This window comes from Enterobacter dykesii (genome assembly GCF_008364625.2).
GTDB lineage: Bacteria > Pseudomonadota > Gammaproteobacteria > Enterobacterales > Enterobacteriaceae > Enterobacter > Enterobacter dykesii.
Window position 1 is genome coordinate 4137093 of sequence record NZ_CP126604.1, and the last position, 16335, is coordinate 4153427.

Annotated in this window: 14 protein-coding genes and 2 pseudogenes; 7 read left to right on the forward strand and 9 right to left on the reverse strand. The window is 57.1% G+C overall.

Annotation, left to right across the window (positions count from 1 at the left end; genetic code table 11):
• Positions 1-13: 13 nt before the first annotated feature.
• Both kefB and kefG read right to left on the reverse strand, forming a co-directional pair.
• Positions 14-1819, reverse strand: a complete 1806-nt coding sequence (gene kefB / locus F0320_RS19840) for a glutathione-regulated potassium-efflux system protein KefB (protein ID WP_059347533.1) — start codon at positions 1817-1819, stop codon at positions 14-16.
• On the reverse strand, positions 1819-2370 hold the full coding sequence (gene kefG / locus F0320_RS19845) for a glutathione-regulated potassium-efflux system ancillary protein KefG (RefSeq protein ID WP_014885493.1): 552 nt from the start codon (positions 2368-2370) through the stop codon (positions 1819-1821). Before kefG ends, kefB begins: the two co-directional genes overlap by 1 nt.
• Before the next feature lie 138 nt (positions 2371-2508).
• Between kefG and F0320_RS19850 the strand changes: the two genes are divergently transcribed.
• The 4 genes from F0320_RS19850 (at position 2509) to F0320_RS19865 (ending at position 6659) form a co-directional block, all read left to right on the forward strand.
• The gene (locus F0320_RS19850) at positions 2509-4413 is read left to right on the forward strand and encodes an ABC transporter ATP-binding protein (RefSeq protein WP_126330678.1); all 1905 of its coding nucleotides are present in this window, start codon (positions 2509-2511) and stop codon (positions 4411-4413) included.
• Between the two features lie 108 nt (positions 4414-4521).
• The gene (locus F0320_RS19855; protein WP_149323928.1) at positions 4522-5544 is read left to right on the forward strand and encodes a hydrolase; all 1023 of its coding nucleotides are present in this window, start codon (positions 4522-4524) and stop codon (positions 5542-5544) included.
• Complete coding sequence (locus F0320_RS19860) at positions 5541-5759, forward strand: YheU family protein (protein WP_047652866.1); 219 nt, start codon at positions 5541-5543, stop codon at positions 5757-5759. Before F0320_RS19855 ends, F0320_RS19860 begins: the two co-directional genes overlap by 4 nt.
• A 30-nt stretch (positions 5760-5789) precedes the next feature.
• On the forward strand, positions 5790-6659 hold the full coding sequence (locus F0320_RS19865) for a phosphoribulokinase (protein WP_126330674.1): 870 nt from the start codon (positions 5790-5792) through the stop codon (positions 6657-6659).
• A 66-nt stretch (positions 6660-6725) separates the two neighbouring features.
• Here F0320_RS19865 and F0320_RS19870 read toward each other — a convergent pair whose 3' ends face one another.
• A complete protein-coding gene (locus tag F0320_RS19870; protein ID WP_008503018.1) occupies positions 6726-7130 on the reverse strand; it encodes an OsmC family protein in 405 nt (134 codons plus the stop codon).
• A 311-nt stretch (positions 7131-7441) separates the two neighbouring features.
• Between F0320_RS19870 and crp the strand changes: the two genes are divergently transcribed.
• Both crp and F0320_RS19880 read left to right on the forward strand, forming a co-directional pair.
• Positions 7442-8074 carry a cAMP-activated global transcriptional regulator CRP gene (gene crp, locus F0320_RS19875; protein ID WP_000242758.1) on the forward strand — a complete coding sequence of 211 codons (633 nt, stop codon included), beginning with the start codon at positions 7442-7444 and terminating at the stop codon, positions 8072-8074.
• A gap of 57 nt (positions 8075-8131) precedes the next feature.
• Entirely contained in the window at positions 8132-10219 is a 2088-nt protein-coding gene (locus tag F0320_RS19880; RefSeq protein WP_126330690.1) for a YccS/YhfK family putative transporter, read from the forward strand.
• Here F0320_RS19880 and argD read toward each other — a convergent pair.
• From argD to ppiA, 5 genes and pseudogenes are all read right to left on the reverse strand, one after another.
• Positions 10216-11436 carry a bifunctional acetylornithine/succinyldiaminopimelate transaminase gene (gene argD, locus F0320_RS19885; RefSeq protein ID WP_185807266.1) on the reverse strand — a complete coding sequence of 407 codons (1221 nt, stop codon included), beginning with the start codon at positions 11434-11436 and terminating at the stop codon, positions 10216-10218. The two genes, F0320_RS19880 and argD, sit on opposite strands and share 4 nt — an antisense overlap.
• Before the next feature lie 87 nt (positions 11437-11523).
• The gene (gene pabA / locus F0320_RS19890) at positions 11524-12087 is read right to left on the reverse strand and encodes an aminodeoxychorismate synthase component 2 (protein WP_126330670.1); all 564 of its coding nucleotides are present in this window, start codon (positions 12085-12087) and stop codon (positions 11524-11526) included.
• 30 nt (positions 12088-12117) lie between these two features.
• Positions 12118-12585, reverse strand: a pseudogene (locus F0320_RS19895) (putative adenosine monophosphate-protein transferase Fic); the annotation flags it as partial.
• 69 nt (positions 12586-12654) lie between these two features.
• Positions 12655-12702: pseudogene (locus F0320_RS19900) on the reverse strand (YhfG family protein); the annotation flags it as partial.
• A 106-nt stretch (positions 12703-12808) separates the two neighbouring features.
• On the reverse strand, positions 12809-13381 hold the full coding sequence (gene ppiA / locus F0320_RS19905; protein ID WP_014885514.1) for a peptidylprolyl isomerase A: 573 nt from the start codon (positions 13379-13381) through the stop codon (positions 12809-12811).
• 278 nt (positions 13382-13659) lie between these two features.
• Between ppiA and tsgA the strand changes: the two genes are divergently transcribed.
• Positions 13660-14844, forward strand: coding sequence for an MFS transporter TsgA (gene tsgA / locus F0320_RS19910; RefSeq protein ID WP_039263090.1), 1185 nt, complete (start codon positions 13660-13662; stop codon positions 14842-14844).
• 3 nt (positions 14845-14847) lie between these two features.
• Here tsgA and F0320_RS19915 read toward each other — a convergent pair whose 3' ends face one another.
• Complete coding sequence (locus tag F0320_RS19915) at positions 14848-16164, reverse strand: cytosine deaminase (RefSeq protein WP_126330667.1); 1317 nt, start codon at positions 16162-16164, stop codon at positions 14848-14850.
• Between the last annotated feature and the right edge of the window lie 171 nt (positions 16165-16335).

The window sequence follows — 16335 nt, forward strand, 5'->3', positions numbered from 1 at the left end:
CTTTCTTTACCCTTTATTCAAATTCATCCCAGCCATCAAGCTGGCGCCGTTCCTGTTGCATCTCTCGCTGGAAGATTTCCTCCAGCTCGCGACGCGCTTCCCGCACGCGGGAGATCTGCGCCGTATCGGTATGTACCGGCATCAGCTCGCGCAACATCCGCATATCCAGCCGGCGGAAGTGCATCTGGGCGCGCTGCGCCTGATGCGGATGCATGCCGAGCGAGATCAGCGCCTTACGGCCCAGCTCCAGCGCACTGGAGAACGTCTCACGGGAGAAGTGTTTCACACCCGCCTGCAACAATTCGTGAGCTTCAACACGTCCCCGCGCACGCGCCAGAATATGCAGATGCGGGAAATGCTGCTGGCACAGATCCACTAGCTTCATCGTGTCTTCCGGATCGTTACAGGTAATCACTATGGACTCTGCCGCTTCGGCCCCCGCCGAGCGCAGCAGCTCGAGCTGGGTCGCATCGCCGTAGTAAACCTTATAGCCATATTTGCGCATCAGGTTGACCGCGCTGATATCACGCTCCAGTACCGTAATGCGCATTTTGTTCGCCATCAGCAAACGCCCGATAACCTGTCCGAATCGGCCAAAGCCCACCACAATCACCTGCGGCTTGTCGTCTTCCACCCACGGCGCTTCGTCTTCATCATCTGCCGGGTTCAGGCGGCGCGACAGCAGTTTATCCACTAGCTTCATCAGCAGCGGCGTGGTCATCATAGACAGCGTGACCGTCACCAGCAAAAGCGCCATCTGATCGTCTTTAAACAGCTTCTGAGAGGAGGCGGTAGAGAACAGCACAAACGCGAACTCGCCCCCCTGACTTAACACGCTGGCAAACTGCATGCGTTCCGAACTGCGCAGCCCATAGATACGTGACATGACGTACAGCACCAGCATCTTCACCGCCACCAGGATGGCGACGCTCACTATCACCCACAGCAGATGGGTGTAGAGTACGCCAAGGTTGAGCGCCATCCCCACAGAAATAAAGAACAGGCCTAACAGCAGCCCTTTGAAGGGATCGATGGCAATTTCCAGCTCGTGCCGATACTCGCTCTCCGCCAGCAGCACCCCGGCGATAAAGGTCCCGAGCGCCATCGACAGACCCAGCGCGTCCATAAACAACGCCGATCCCAGCACCAGCAGCAGCGTCGCGGCGGTAAACACCTCGCGAACGCCCGACGCGGCAATAAAGCGGAACACGGGACGTAGCAGGAAACGACCGCCGATCAGCATGCCCGCGAAGGCCAGCACCTTCATGGCGATTTTAGCCCAGTCGAAATGATCGTCCCCGGAGCCCGCCAGCAGCGGCACCAGCGCCAGCGCCGGGATCACCGCCAAATCCTGGAACAGCAGCACCGAGAAACCCAGCTGACCGGCTTCGTTACGGTTCATCCCTTTATCGCGCATCAGCTGCAGCGCCATTGCCGTCGACGACATTGCAAGGCCGATTCCGCCTATCACCGCCGCTTGCCAGGAGAAATTCGTCAGCATTAACAGGCCACCCAGAATCGCGGCGCTGAACAACACCTGCGCGGCGCCCACGCCAAAGATAGAGCGTCTAAGCTGCCACAATTTCGAAGGATTCAGCTCAAGGCCGATGATGAACATCAGGAACACCACGCCCAGCTCGGAGAAATGGAGAATCTCATCGACATCGCTGATGAATCCCAGCCCCCAGGGACCAATTGCGATCCCCGCCAGCAGATAACCCAATACCGCACCGATACCAATGCGTGCAGCAAGCGGTACCGCGACGACGGCCGCAAATAAAAACAGCACCCCGGCGAGGAGCAAATTCGATCCTTCCATTAACGACCTCCTGCCGGAATCGGTGACGCCAGCCATTCACCGTAGGCTCTGGCGTGGCTTGCCAGTTCTTTCGGATCCTGACGCCGCGCCCAGTAGACAATAATCGGGCTCATCCAGTGCATACGGCACATCGCCGCCGTCAGTTCGAATGGCCTGAGGATATCGCTCATCGGATAGCGGTTCAGCCCGTCGTGACGGTAAGCGCTTTCAGGTTCACCGGTCGTAATCACACTACGCCAGTACTTTCCCGCCAGCTGGTTGCCCCCCACCCCGCTGGAGAAGCCCCGGCTCAGCACGCGGTCCAGCCACTCTTTGAGCAGCGCCGGACAGCTATAGGTATAAAGCGGATGCTGGAACACAATCACGTCATGCTGACGCAGCAGCTCCTGCTCGTAAGGGATATCAATAAAGAAATCAGGATAGTGCGCGTAGAGATCGTGCACCGTCACGTTACTGAGCTGTGTGGCCGGCTTAAGCAGTACCCGGTTTGCCACCGAGTCCTGAGATTCCGGATGGGCATACAGCAGCAGCACTTTTGCTGTCTGAGACATCATTCCCCTCCCGGTCTTGTTTCTGTTTTTGTGTATCGTCGTTGTTTTGGGCTACCATGGCGGCCCGGTGCGGAAAATGGCCCACACCTTACATTATCATAATGACAAATTAACATAGTCGGAACATACGGCGCTTCTATGATTGTTTTCTCCTCGTTACAAATTCGTCGCGGCGTGCGCGTCCTGCTGGATAACGCCACTGCTACCATCAACCCAGGCCAAAAAGTGGGTCTGGTCGGCAAAAACGGCTGCGGTAAATCCACCCTGCTGGCGCTGCTGAAAAACGAGATAAGTGCGGATGGCGGTAACTTTACCTTCCCGGGAAACTGGCAGCTCGCCTGGGTAAACCAGGAGACGCCTGCGCTGAGCGAACCGGCACTCGACTATGTTATCGACGGCGACCGTGAATACCGCAAGCTGGAAGCGGAACTTCATTCTGCTAACGAGCGCAACGACGGTCACGCCATCGCCACCGTTCACGGCAAGCTGGACGCCATCGACGCCTGGACCATTCGCTCCCGCGCCTCCAGCCTGCTGCACGGCCTGGGCTTCAGCAACGAACAGCTGGAACGCCCGGTCAGCGACTTCTCCGGCGGCTGGCGTATGCGTCTTAACCTGGCGCAGGCGCTGATCTGCCGCTCTGACCTGCTGTTGCTCGACGAACCGACCAACCACCTCGATCTCGATGCGGTTATTTGGCTGGAGAAGTGGCTCAAGAGCTATCAGGGCACTCTGATTCTGATCTCCCACGACCGCGACTTCCTTGACCCGGTGGTGGATAAAATCATCCATATCGAACAGCAAACGATGTTCGAGTACACCGGCAACTACAGCTCCTTCGAGCGCCAGCGCGCGACGCGTCTCGCCCAGCAGCAGTCCATGTACGAAAGCCAGCAGCAGCGCGTGGCGCACCTGCAGAGCTTTGTGGATCGCTTTAAGGCCAAAGCCTCAAAAGCCAAGCAGGCCCAGAGCCGCATCAAGATGCTGGAACGCATGGAGATGATTGCCCCGGCGCACGTGGATAACCCGTTCCACTTCAGCTTCCGCGAGCCGGAAAGCCTGCCGAACCCGCTGCTGAAGATGGAGAAGGTCAGCGCGGGCTATGCCGACCGCATTATTCTCGACTCCATCAAGCTCAACCTGGTGCCGGGTTCCCGTATCGGTTTACTTGGGCGCAACGGTGCCGGTAAATCGACGCTGATCAAACTGCTGGCGGGCGAGCTTAACCCGGTCAGCGGTGAAATTGGCCTGGCGAAGGGCATCAAGCTGGGTTACTTCGCCCAGCATCAGCTGGAATTTTTACGCGCGGATGAATCGCCGATTCAGCACCTCGCGCGTCTGGCGCCGCAGGAGATGGAGCAGAAGCTGCGCGACTATCTCGGCGGCTTCGGCTTCCAGGGCGATAAGGTGACTGAAAACACCGAGCGCTTCTCCGGCGGCGAAAAGGCCCGTCTGGTGCTGGCGCTGATCGTCTGGCAGCGCCCGAACCTGCTGCTGCTCGATGAACCGACCAACCACCTGGATCTCGACATGCGTCAGGCGCTGACCGAAGCGCTGATTGAGTTCGAGGGCGCGCTGGTGGTGGTTTCGCACGACCGTCACCTGATCCGCTCCACCACGGACGATCTCTATTTAGTGCACGGCGGCAAAGTCGAACCGTTCGACGGCGATCTGGAAGACTACCAGCAGTGGCTGACGGACGTGCAGAAGCAGGAAAACCAGCCGGAAGAGTCCGCGAAAGATAACGCCAACAGCGCGCAGGCGCGTAAAGACCAGAAGCGTCGTGAAGCGGAGCTGCGCACCCAGACGCAGCCGCTGCGTAAAGAGATTACCCGTCTCGAAAAAGAGATGGAAAAACTCAACGCCACGCTGGCTATCGTTGAAGAGAAGCTCGGCGACAGCGGCCTGTATGACCAGAGCCGCAAGGCTGAGCTGACGGACTGCCTGCAAACCCAGGCGAAGACCAAATCCAGGCTCGAAGAGTGCGAGATGGCGTGGCTGGACGCGCAGGAACAGCTGGAAGCGATGCTGCAGGCTGACTGACCTGTTTAGTTTGAAGAACAGAATCCGTACCGGGTTCGGAAATCCAGCTTAAACGGGGTACAATTCGGAAAGTATCGTAAATTTCCGACAAGAATCAGCATCGCGCTTATGACCCAAATCATTCCATCAGACTTCGACATTGCGGCCGAAGGCAGCACTGAGTTCGTGCCTATGCGCGGCGTGGCCAATCCCCATTTGCAGACCATGCTGCCGCGACTGATCCGCCGCAAGGTTCAGTTCACCCCGCACTGGCAACGGCTTGACCTGCCAGACGGTGATTTTCTGGATCTCGCCTGGAGCGAAGCGCCTGAACAGGCTCGCCATAAGCCGCGTCTGGTGGTTTTCCACGGTCTGGAAGGCAGCCTGCACAGCCCGTATGCCCATGGGCTAATTGAGGCGGCAAAAGCGCGCGGCTGGCTCGGCGTGGTGATGCATTTTCGCGGCTGCAGCGGTGAACCGAATCGCCAGAAACGCATTTATCACTCGGGTGAAACCGAAGACGGGACGTGGTTTTTACACTGGCTGCGGGAAAATTATGGCACCGTGCCAACGGCCGCCGTAGGCTACTCGCTGGGCGGAAATATGCTGGCCTGCCTGCTGGCTAAAGAGGGTGAAAGCGTCCCGCTGGATGCCGCCGTCATTGTCTCCGCGCCGTTTATGCTTGAGCAGTGCAGCTACCACATGGATAAAGGCTTTTCCCGCGTCTACCAGCGCTACCTGCTCAACCTTCTGAAGGCCAACGCGGCGCGTAAGCTGAAGGCCTACCCGGATACCCTGCCGGTCAGCCTGCGCCAGTTGAAAAAGGTGCGTCGTATCCGCGAGTTCGACGACCTGATCACCGCGAAAATCCACGGCTTCGCCGATGCGATTGACTATTATCGTCAGTGCAGCGCCATGCCGCTGCTCAGCAAGATTACGCAGCCAACGCTGATTATTCATGCCAAAGATGACCCGTTTATGGATCATCACTCGATCCCCGCTCAGGAATTCCTGCCCGACAACGTTCACTATCAGTTGACCGAGCATGGCGGCCACGTCGGGTTTATCGGCGGCACGCTGCGCCGCCCGAAAATGTGGCTTGAGACGCGTATTCCTGACTGGCTAACCCCTTATCTGGACGGTGCAAAATGATTATTCCCTGGCAGGATCTGGCGCCCATTACGCTCGATAATCTGATTGAAAGCTTTGTATTACGCGAAGGCACCGATTATGGTGAACAGGAACGCTCGCTTGAGCAAAAGGTCAACGATGTTAAGCGCCAGCTGAAAAGCGGCGACGTGGTGCTGGTGTGGTCAGAACTGCATGAGACGGTCAATATCATGCCCCGCAACGCGTTTCACGGCTGATCTTCCACCCTTTTCAGTCAGGGAGTTGCTATGTCTGCCAGACATCCGGTTATTGCCGTTACGGGGTCGAGTGGTGCGGGAACCACCACCACCAGCCTCGCATTTCGCAAGATTTTCGCCCAGCTGAATCTCCGCGCGGCGGAGGTCGAAGGCGACAGCTTTCACCGCTACACGCGTCCGGAGATGGACATGGCCATTCGTAAGGCGCGCGATTCGGGTAAACACATCAGCTACTTCGGCCCGGAAGCCAATGACTTCGGCCTGCTGGAACAAACCTTTATAGAGTACGGTAAGAGCGGCAAAGGGCAGTCCCGCAAGTATCTGCACACCTATGATGAAGCCGTACCCTGGAATCAGGTACCGGGAACCTTTACCCCGTGGCAGTCGCTGCCGGAACCCACCGACGTCCTGTTTTACGAGGGATTGCACGGCGGCGTGGTCACCCCTCAACACGACGTGGCGCGCCATGTGGATCTGCTGGTCGGCGTGGTCCCTATCGTTAACCTGGAGTGGATCCAGAAGCTGACCCGCGACATGAGCGAGCGCGGCCATTCGCGAGAGGCAGTGATGGACTCCGTGGTGCGCTCCATGGAGGATTACATTAACTTCCTGACGCCGCAGTTTTCCCGCACCCATATCAACTTCCAGCGCGTGCCGACGGTGGACACCTCAAACCCGTTTGCCGCTAAAAGCATCCCGTCGCTGGATGAGAGCTTTGTGGTGATCCATTTCCGCAATCTCGCAGGCATTGATTACCCGTGGCTGCTGGCAATGCTGCAGGGCTCGTTTATTTCGCACATGAATACGTTAGTCGTGCCGGGCGGAAAAATGGGGCTGGCGATGGAGCTCATCATGACGCCGCTGGTGGAGCGACTGATGGAAGGGAAACAGATCGCGTGAGCATGTTCCCTCTCCCTGTAGGAGAGGGTTAGGGTGAGGGCATCAACACGCACGATGCCCCATCAATCACGCCTCGATCACTTCATACGAATGCGTGATTTTTACCGCTTTCTCCAGCATTAACGCCACAGAGCAGTACTTCTCCGCAGACAGGTCCACCGCACGCGAGACCGCCGCGTCTTTCAGCTCTTTACCGGTGACCACAAAGTGCAGGTTAATATGGGTGAACAGGCGTGGCGCCTCTTCGCGACGTTCTGACGTGAGTTTAACCTCACAATCCGTCACGTCATGACGACCTTTTTGCAGAATCGACACTACGTCAATCGCGCTGCATCCGCCTGCCGCCATCAGCACCATTTCCATTGGGCTTGGCGCTTTATCGCCGGAGTTACCGTCCATCAAAATCTGGTGTCCTGACGCGGACTCGCCCAGGAACGTTAAACCTTCAACCCATTTCACGCGCGCTTGCATATTCATTAACTCCAACGTTGCATTTTTGGTGACAGATTACGCGTGCGTTACATTTCTCGCAATGGAAGGCGACCTGCATCATGCTGAAGCGAGACACCAGGAGACACGCGGCGAAAGCTATGCTAAAACACTCAGGATGCTACAGTAATACATTGACGTTACACATGTATGCAGAGGACATCAAACTTTACTGGCTGCGAAACGTTACGGTAGCCGACTTCCCAGGGTATGGGTAAGAATTCGATTGCAACCCCAGAGTCCGGATGCATCTGATGACTCTGGTGACAGCTTATAACAGAGGATAACAGCGCATGGTGCTTGGCAAACCGCAAACAGACCCGACTCTCGAATGGTTCTTGTCTCATTGCCACATTCATAAGTACCCATCGAAGAGCACGCTGATTCACCAGGGTGAAAAAGCGGAAACGTTGTATTACATCGTTAAAGGCTCGGTGGCAGTGCTGATCAAAGATGAAGAAGGGAAAGAGATGATCCTTTCTTATCTGAACCAGGGCGATTTCATCGGTGAACTGGGCCTGTTTGAAGAGGGCCAGGAACGTAGCGCCTGGGTTCGTGCAAAGACAGCATGTGAAGTGGCTGAAATTTCTTACAAGAAGTTCCGTCAGCTGATTCAGGTTAACCCTGACATCCTGATGCGTCTTTCTTCCCAGATGGCGCGCCGTCTGCAGGTGACGTCAGAGAAAGTGGGTAACCTCGCCTTCCTGGACGTTACCGGCCGTATCGCGCAAACCCTGCTGAACCTGGCGAAACAGCCAGACGCCATGACCCACCCGGACGGCATGCAAATAAAAATTACCCGTCAGGAAATTGGTCAGATCGTCGGTTGCTCCCGTGAAACAGTGGGCCGTATCCTGAAAATGCTGGAAGATCAAAACCTGATCTCCGCCCACGGTAAAACCATCGTGGTCTACGGAACGCGTTAATTCCGCTTAAACGGCGTGCCATCGCAAGGTGTCACGCCGTTTTTGTCTCTACTCCCCATGTGGCGCAGGCTGATCTATCACCCGGAAGTTAACTACGCACTGCGACAAACGCTGGTGTTGTGTCTTCCTGTGGCCATAGGCCTGATCCTCGGACATCTTCAGCAAGGTCTGCTGTTCTCCCTCGTGCCCGCCTGCTGCAATATTGCCGGTCTTGACACGCCGCATAAGCGCTTTTTCAAACGCCTGATTATCGGCGGCTGCCTGTTTGCCGGGTGTAGCCTCGCCGTGCAGCTTCTGCTTGCCCGGGATATCCCGCTGCCGCTGATCCTGACCGTGCTGGCGATGACCCTTGGCGTCACGGCGGAAATCAGTTCGCTGCATGCCCGCCTGCTTCCCGCTTCGCTGATTGCGGCCATTTTCACGCTGAGCCTCGCCGGGAACATGCCGGTGTGGGAGCCGCTGCTGATCTACGCCCTGGGGACATTATGGTACGGGCTGTTTAACTGGTTTTGGTTCTGGCTGTGGCGGGAGCAGCCGCTGCGTGAATCCCTGAGCCTGCTCTATGTGCAGCTTGCGGATTACTGCGAAGCCAAATACACCCTGCTCACCCAGCATACCGATCCGGAAAAATCCTTACCGCCGCTGCTGACGCGCCAGCAGAAGGTAGTGGATCTCATAAGCCAGTGCTATCAGCAGCTGCATATGCTCGCCGCCAACAAGAACCACGAGTACAAGCGGCTGCTGCGCACCTTCCAGGTCGGGCTGGATCTACAGGAGCACATCTCCGTAAGCCTTCACCACCCGCAGGAGGTGCAAAAGCTGGTCGAGCGCAGCCACGCCGAAGCGGTGATCCGCTGGAACGCACAAACTGTGTCCGCACGTCTGCGCGTGCTGGCCGACGATATTCTCTACCACCGCTACCCGACGCGCTTTAACATGGACAAGCAGCTGGGCGCGCTGGAGAAAATCGCCCGCCAGCATCCCGATAACCCAGTCGGCCAGTTTGCCGCCTGGCACTTCAGCCGCATTGCCCGCGTGTTGCGCACGCAGCGCCCGCTTTATCCCCGCGACCTGATGGCGGATAAGCAGAAACGGCTGCCGCTATTGCCCGCGCTCAAAAGCTATCTTTCTCTTAAATCGTCCGCCCTGCGCAACGCCGCAAGGATCAGCGTGATGCTCAGTACCGCCAGCCTGATGGGCATGGCGCTGCACCTGCCGAAACCGTACTGGATCTTAATGACCGTGCTGTTTGTCACCCAGAACGGCTACGGCGCCACGCGGGTGCGTATTCTGCATCGGGCCGGCGGAACGATGGCCGGGCTGATCATCGCGGGCGTGACGCTGCACTTCCACGTGCCGGAAGGCTATACCCTGGCAGGGATGCTGGCGATTACGCTGGTGAGCTACCTGATTATCCGCAAAAACTACGGCTGGGCGATGGTGGGCTTTACGGTGACGGCGGTATACACCCTGCAGTTGCTTACGCTGAACGGCGAACAGTTTATTGTCGCCAGGCTGATTGATACCCTGATCGGGTGCCTGATTGCCTTTGGCGGAATGGTCTGGCTGTGGCCGCAGTGGCAGAGCGGGCTGCTGAGGCAAAACGCCCACGACGCGCTGGAAGCCGACCAGCAGGCTATTCGCCTGATCCTGAGCGACGACCCGCAGCCCTCCCCGCTGGCCTATCAGCGGATGAAGGTCAACCAGGCGCACAACGCCCTGTTTAACTCGCTCAACCAGGCGATGCAGGAGCCAGGCTTTAACTCGCACTATCTGGCAGACATGAAGCTCTGGGTGACGCACAGCCAGTTTATCGTCGAGCACATTAACGCCATGACCACGCTGGCGCGCGAGCACACGATGCTGACGCCGGATCTGGCGCAGCGCTATTTGCAGTCGTGTGAAATTGCGTTGCAGAGGTGTCAGCAGCGTCTGGAGTATGACGCGCCGGGCGAGTCGGGTGACTCAAACATTCTGGAAGCGCCGGAGACGTTGACCCACGGGCCAATGAGCACCCTGGAGCAGCATTTGCAGCGCATTCTGGGGCATCTGAACACCATGCACACCATTTCGTCGGTGGCATGGCGTCAGCGTCCGCATCACGGGATTTGGCTAACCCGCAGGTTAAAGCGAACCGAGTATTAGCCTTTAACGATCTTCGCGACCGCGGCGGCAAAGCGGGTTAACCCGTCTTCGATGTCTTTGTCTTCTACCACCAGCGACGGCGCAAAGCGCATCACGTCCGGTCCGGCGTTGAGCACCATCACACCTTCGTGCGCGGCGGCGTGCAGGAAATCACGCGCGCGGCCTTTGTACTGCGGCTTCAGCTCGGCGCCAATCAGCAGCCCCATCCCACGGATCTCGCTGAACACGTCGTACTGCTCATCAATCTTCTGCAGGTGTTTTACGAACAGCTCGCGCTTCGCGCTAACGCTGTTCAACACCTCTGGCGTGTTGATGATGTCGAATGCGGCACCCGCCACGGCGCTCGCCAGCGGGTTACCGCCGTAGGTGGAACCGTGAGAACCGACGTGGAACGCGGAGGCGATCTCCTGCGTCGTCAGGACCGCGCTCACCGGGAAACCACCGCCAAGCGCTTTGGCGCTGGTCAGAATATCCGGCGTTACGCCGTAGTGCATATACGCGAACAGATCGCCGGTACGCCCCATCCCGCACTGCACTTCATCAAAGACCAGCAGCGCCTGATGTTCGTCGCACAGCGCGCGCAGCCCTTTCAGGAATTCCAGGGTTGCCGCGGTCACGCCGCCTTCCCCCTGAATCGGCTCGACCACCACCGCGCAGGTGTGGTCGTCCATCACCGCTTTCACCGCGTGCAGATCGTTAAACGGCACGTGGACGATGTCGGCCGGTTTCGGGCCAAACCCGTCGGAATACTTCGGCTGGCCGCCAACGGAGACGGTAAAGAAGGAGCGTCCGTGGAAGGCATTGTGGAAGGCGATGATTTTGGTTTTGTACGGGCTGTGGCGCGTTGTCGCGTAGTAGCGCGCCAGCTTAAACGCAGTTTCGTTGGCTTCGGTGCCGGAGTTCATAAACAGCACACGCTCGGCAAAGGTCGCATCGATGATCTTGCGGCCCAGGCGCAGCGCCGGTTCGTTGGTGAACACGTTGCTGGTATGCCACAGGGTTTCGCCCTGGGTTTTCAGCGCCTCAACCAGCGCGGGATGGCAATGACCCAGCGCCGTGACCGCAATACCGCCCGCGAAATCCACATACTCTTTACCCTGCTGATCCCAGACGCGGCTGCCTTTCCCCTTAACCGGGATAAACTCAGCCGGTGCATAAATCGGCAGGATCACTTCATCAAATGTCGCGCGGGTAATTGCTGGTTGTTCAGTTGCCATGTCATGACCATCCATTTTTATGTCACAGTTATTGTGAAAATATAATCACAAAATATGCATAAAAAATCACAGCAAGGCAACAGATATTCAGCGATTAAGGAAATTTGCCAGCAGCGCGTGCCCCTGCTCGCTGAGGATGCTTTCCGGATGGAACTGCACGCCTTCGAGATCCCATTCGCGGTGGCGAATGCCCATGATCTCCTGCGTATCGCTCCTGGCGGTCACCTCAAAGCAGTCGGGCAGCGTAGACGGGTCAATCACTAGGGAATGGTATCGCGTCACGGTTAACGGATTATTGAGCCCTGTGAATACCCCGGTACCGGTGTGGGTTACCAGAGAAGTTTTACCGTGCATCACTTTCGCGGCGCGCACGATGGTGGCACCAAACGCCTGGGCAATCGCCTGATGGCCCAGACAGACGCCGAGGATTGGCAGCTTGCCGGCATAGTGCTGGATAACATCCAGAGAAATACCCGATTCCGACGGCGTACACGGCCCCGGAGAAATCACGATTTTCTGCGGAGCCAGCGTCCCGATATCGTCCAGTCCGATCTCGTCGTTACGGCGGACAACCACCTCTGCACCCAGTTCACAAAAATACTGGTAAAGGTTCCAGGTGAAGGAATCGTAGTTATCAATCAGCAGAATCATGGCGGCTCCCGAAAAAAATGCCGCCCTATTCTACTCAGATTCCCGCGCTTCGCTCACTACTTTGGCAAAGATAGCGCTTAACGCGGTTAAATCTCCCGTTGCGCCGCTTCGGTTAGCCGCCACCCACTGGTCGGGATCGATATCGCGCCAGTCCAGCGAGTAGCCCGCGTGGAGCGCCAGCTGCTCGAAGAAAACGCGTTGGGCAATACCGTTGCCGCGCATAAACGGATGCAGCATGTTGATTTCGCAGTAATAGTGGCTAACCCGGTCAACAAACGCCGCTTTCTCAAGGCCCACGAGATACTTTTCGCTTTCCAGCGCCGCCATCAGCTCGTTGCCCATCTTCTCGATGTATTCGAAATGGCAGAACGGAATGTCGCCCTTAAAAATATCGTCGGTGCGTAACTCGCCTGCCCGCTTCATCTCGCTGCGGTACAAATGGCGATGAATAAGGCACAGATGGGGCAACCCGGGCGCGGAAGGCCCAAGCTCCAGCGTCTCAATATGGGGTTCTGAGGGACCATTACCTTTTTCAAGGAGACAACTGGCCTGTAAATTGACGTTACGCTGCTGCTCCCAGAGACGGGATTTTTGCTTGTCGGTGAGTTTTTTCACTTAACGCCTCCCTGAATAGTCCGTTTGCCACAAGTATAAGCAGCAAAACGCGCTTTCGCAGGGAGGGTGACATCACGCGGGCAGGAGAAGCCCGCGTTGAGAAGAATTACGGCAGAACTTTTGCGGAGAGGATCACGACAGGTTTTGACGGCACATTCTGATACGGACCGACGTCGTGAGTAGGCACCTGAGAAATCTTGTCGGCCACGTCCATGCCTTTCACGATTTTACCGAAAACCGCATAGCCAAAGTCACGCTGGCCGTGGTCGAGGAAGGCGTTATCCGCCACGTTCAGGAAGAACTGACTGGTCGCACTGTCTTTGTCCGCGGTACGCGCCATGGAGATGGTGCCGCGCTTGTTCAGCAGGCCGTTGTCCGCTTCGTTTTTAATAGGCGGGTTCGGCTGTTTCTGCTGCATCTGCTCGTTGAAGCCACCACCCTGAATCATGAAGCCTGGGATCACGCGGTGGAAAGTGGTGTTGTTATAGAAACCACTGTTCACGTAGTCGAGGAAGTTTTTCACGGAAACAGGGGCTTTCTGGCTATTCAGTTCCAGCTCAATATTCCCGGCAGAGGTGGTCAGCAGTACGTGAGGGTCCCCTTTGGCTGCCAGCGCAGCAGGGGAAACGGCAGAAAGAGCAAACACAGCTGCGACAGCCGCCAGTGTTGATTTGAGCATGAGAATTCCTTAACAAAGCGCAGTATAAAAAGCGAATGGCTTGATTCTAAAGAGCAGTATGAACGGAGACCAGCCTTTTACCTAATTTTACGAAGTTGAAACAATTATTACTACGCAAACGATTGGTTATGCCGCCAATTAATGTGATTTAGATCACACTAAAAACTGCAATGACACGATCATTGCCCTTAAAAGATAGGAATAGATCACTTTAACGACTAAAATCTGCCCGCTCTCAGCGCCCCTTGGGCGCTTTTCTTTTTCTGAACAGGCCAGACATGACTAACAGCAATCGCATCAAGCTCACATGGATCAGCTTCTTCTCCTACGCCCTGACCGGCGCGTTGGTGATCGTCACCGGGATGGTGATGGGAAATATCGCAGACTACTTCCAGCTGCCCGTTTCCAGCATGAGTAACACCTTCACCTTCCTCAACGCGGGGATCCTGATCTCTATCTTCCTGAACGCCTGGCTGATGGAAATCGTCCCGCTGAAAACCCAGCTGCGCTTTGGCTTTGTGCTGATGGTTGCCGCCGTGGCGGGCCTGATGCTGAGCCACAGCATCGCCCTGTTCTCCGCAGCCATGTTCGTGCTCGGTCTGGTCAGCGGGATCACCATGTCGATCGGTACGTTCCTGATTACCCATATGTATGAAGGCCGCCAGCGCGGCGCGCGTCTGCTGTTTACCGACTCCTTCTTCAGCATGGCCGGAATGATTTTCCCGATGGTCGCGGCGGTTCTGCTGGCGCGCAGCATCGAGTGGTACTGGGTCTATGCCTGCATCGGCCTGGTCTACGTGGCGATCTTTATTCTGACCTTCGGCTGCGAGTTCCCGGTGCTGGGCAAGAAAGCGCAAACCACCGCAGAACCCGTTGCGAAAGAAAAGTGGGGCATCGGCGTGCTGTTCCTCTCCATCGCCGCGCTGTGCTACATCCTGGGCCAGCTGGGCTTTATCTCCTGGGTACCGGAGTACGCCAAAGGTCTGGGCATGAGCCTGAACGACGCGGGTAAACTGGTGAGCGATTTCTGGATGTCTTACATGTTCGGCATGTGGGCGTTTAGCTTCATCCTGCGCTTCTTCGACCTGCAGCGCATTCTGACCGTGCTGGCGGGGCTGGCGACCGTGCTGATGTACCTGTTCATCAACGGTTCACCGGAGCATATGCCATGGTTCATTCTGACCCTGGGCTTCTTCTCCAGCGCCATTTACACCTCGATCATCACCCTGGGCTCTCTGCAGACCAAAGTGGCTTCGCCGAAGCTGGTTAACTTCGTCCTGACCTGCGGCACCATCGGCACCATGCTGACCTTCGTGGTCACCGGCCCGATCGTCGCCCACAGCGGTCCGCTGGCGGCGCTGCACACCGCGAACGGTCTGTATGCCGTGGTGTTCATCATGTGCTTCGTTCTGGGCTTCGTGACCCGCCACCGCCAGCACAACGCGGCAGCGGCGTCTCACTAACCCCTACGCCCCTTTGCGCTCGGCAGAGGGGCTGTTTCTGGCAAAACTTACCTCTTCTCCTCCGATATCCATCTGGATCCAGGTCTGCGCCAGCTGCGTCGTGGCGATCACCCGTCCCTGACGAATTGACCAGCGCACCGGCACCTGACAGCGCACCGCTTCAAACCCGCTCTCCGCAGGCAGAATAATCAGGTTCGCCGGGTTCCCCGTGGCAATACCGTAATCGCTCAGGCCGAAGGTACGGGCGCTGTTATGGGTGATGAGATTCAGGCCGCTGTCGATTTGCGGATAGCCCATCATCTGGCAGACGTGCAGCCCCATATGCAGCACCTGCAGCATGTTGCCGGTGCCGAGCGGGTACCACGGGTCGAAGACGTCGTCATGGCCGAAGCAGACGTTAATGCCCGCTTCCTGGAGCTCTTTCACCCGGGTGATGCCGCGGCGCTTCGGATAGTCATCAAAGCGTCCCTGCAGATGGATATTGACCAGCGGGTTGGCGACGAAATTAATCCCCGACATTTTCAGCAGACGGAAGAGCCGCGAGGTGTAAGCGCCGTTGTAGGAGTGCATGGCGGTGGTGTGGCTGGCCGTCACGCGCGGACCGATGCCTGCCTCATACGCCAGCGTTGCCACCGTCTCGACAAACCGCGACTGTTCGTCGTCGATTTCATCGCAGTGGATATCCAGCGGACGGTCATACTTCTTCGCCAGTTCAAAAGCGATATGCAGCGACTGCACGCCATACTCGCGGGTGAACTCGAAGTGTGGGATCGCCCCCACCACGTCGGCCCCCAGCCTTAACGCCTCTTCCAGCAGCGCCGCGCCGTTCGGGTAAGAGAGAATACCTTCCTGCGGGAACGCGACGATTTGCAGCGTCACCCACGGGGCAACCTCCTGCTTCACCTCCAGCATCGCCTTAAGGGCGGTGAGCGTCGGGTCGGAGACATCCACATGGGTACGGACAAACTGGATGCCGTTGGCAATTTGCCACTTCAGCGTTTTCCAGGCGCGCGCTTTGACATCCTCATGGCTGAGCAACGCCTTGCGCTCCGCCCAGCGCTCAATGCCCTCAAACAGCGTGCCGGACTGGTTCCAGTTCGGCTCACCCGCGGTCTGGGTCGTATCAAGATGGATATGCGGCTCAATGAACGGCGGGATAGCCAGCCCGCCGCGCGCGTTCAATACTTCATAACTTTCGGCGTGGGTGTCGTCCATTGGGGTAATGTCACCAAATTGACCGTTCTCAATGGCGAGTTGCCACAGCCCTTCCCGACCCGGTAAACGAACATTCTGAACAAGCCATAACGGTGTTGTAGACATACCCTTCCCCTAAAAAACGCCGCTGATATTCAGGCGTATCGATTTTGGCAAAACCGCCCCTGATTTGTACACAAATTCAACGAGCGCGAAAAGCCTGCGATTTCCGCCACTTATAAAAATCCTGACAAATCAGTCGCATACCACCTAAGGAGTAGGCGAAGACGTATTTGA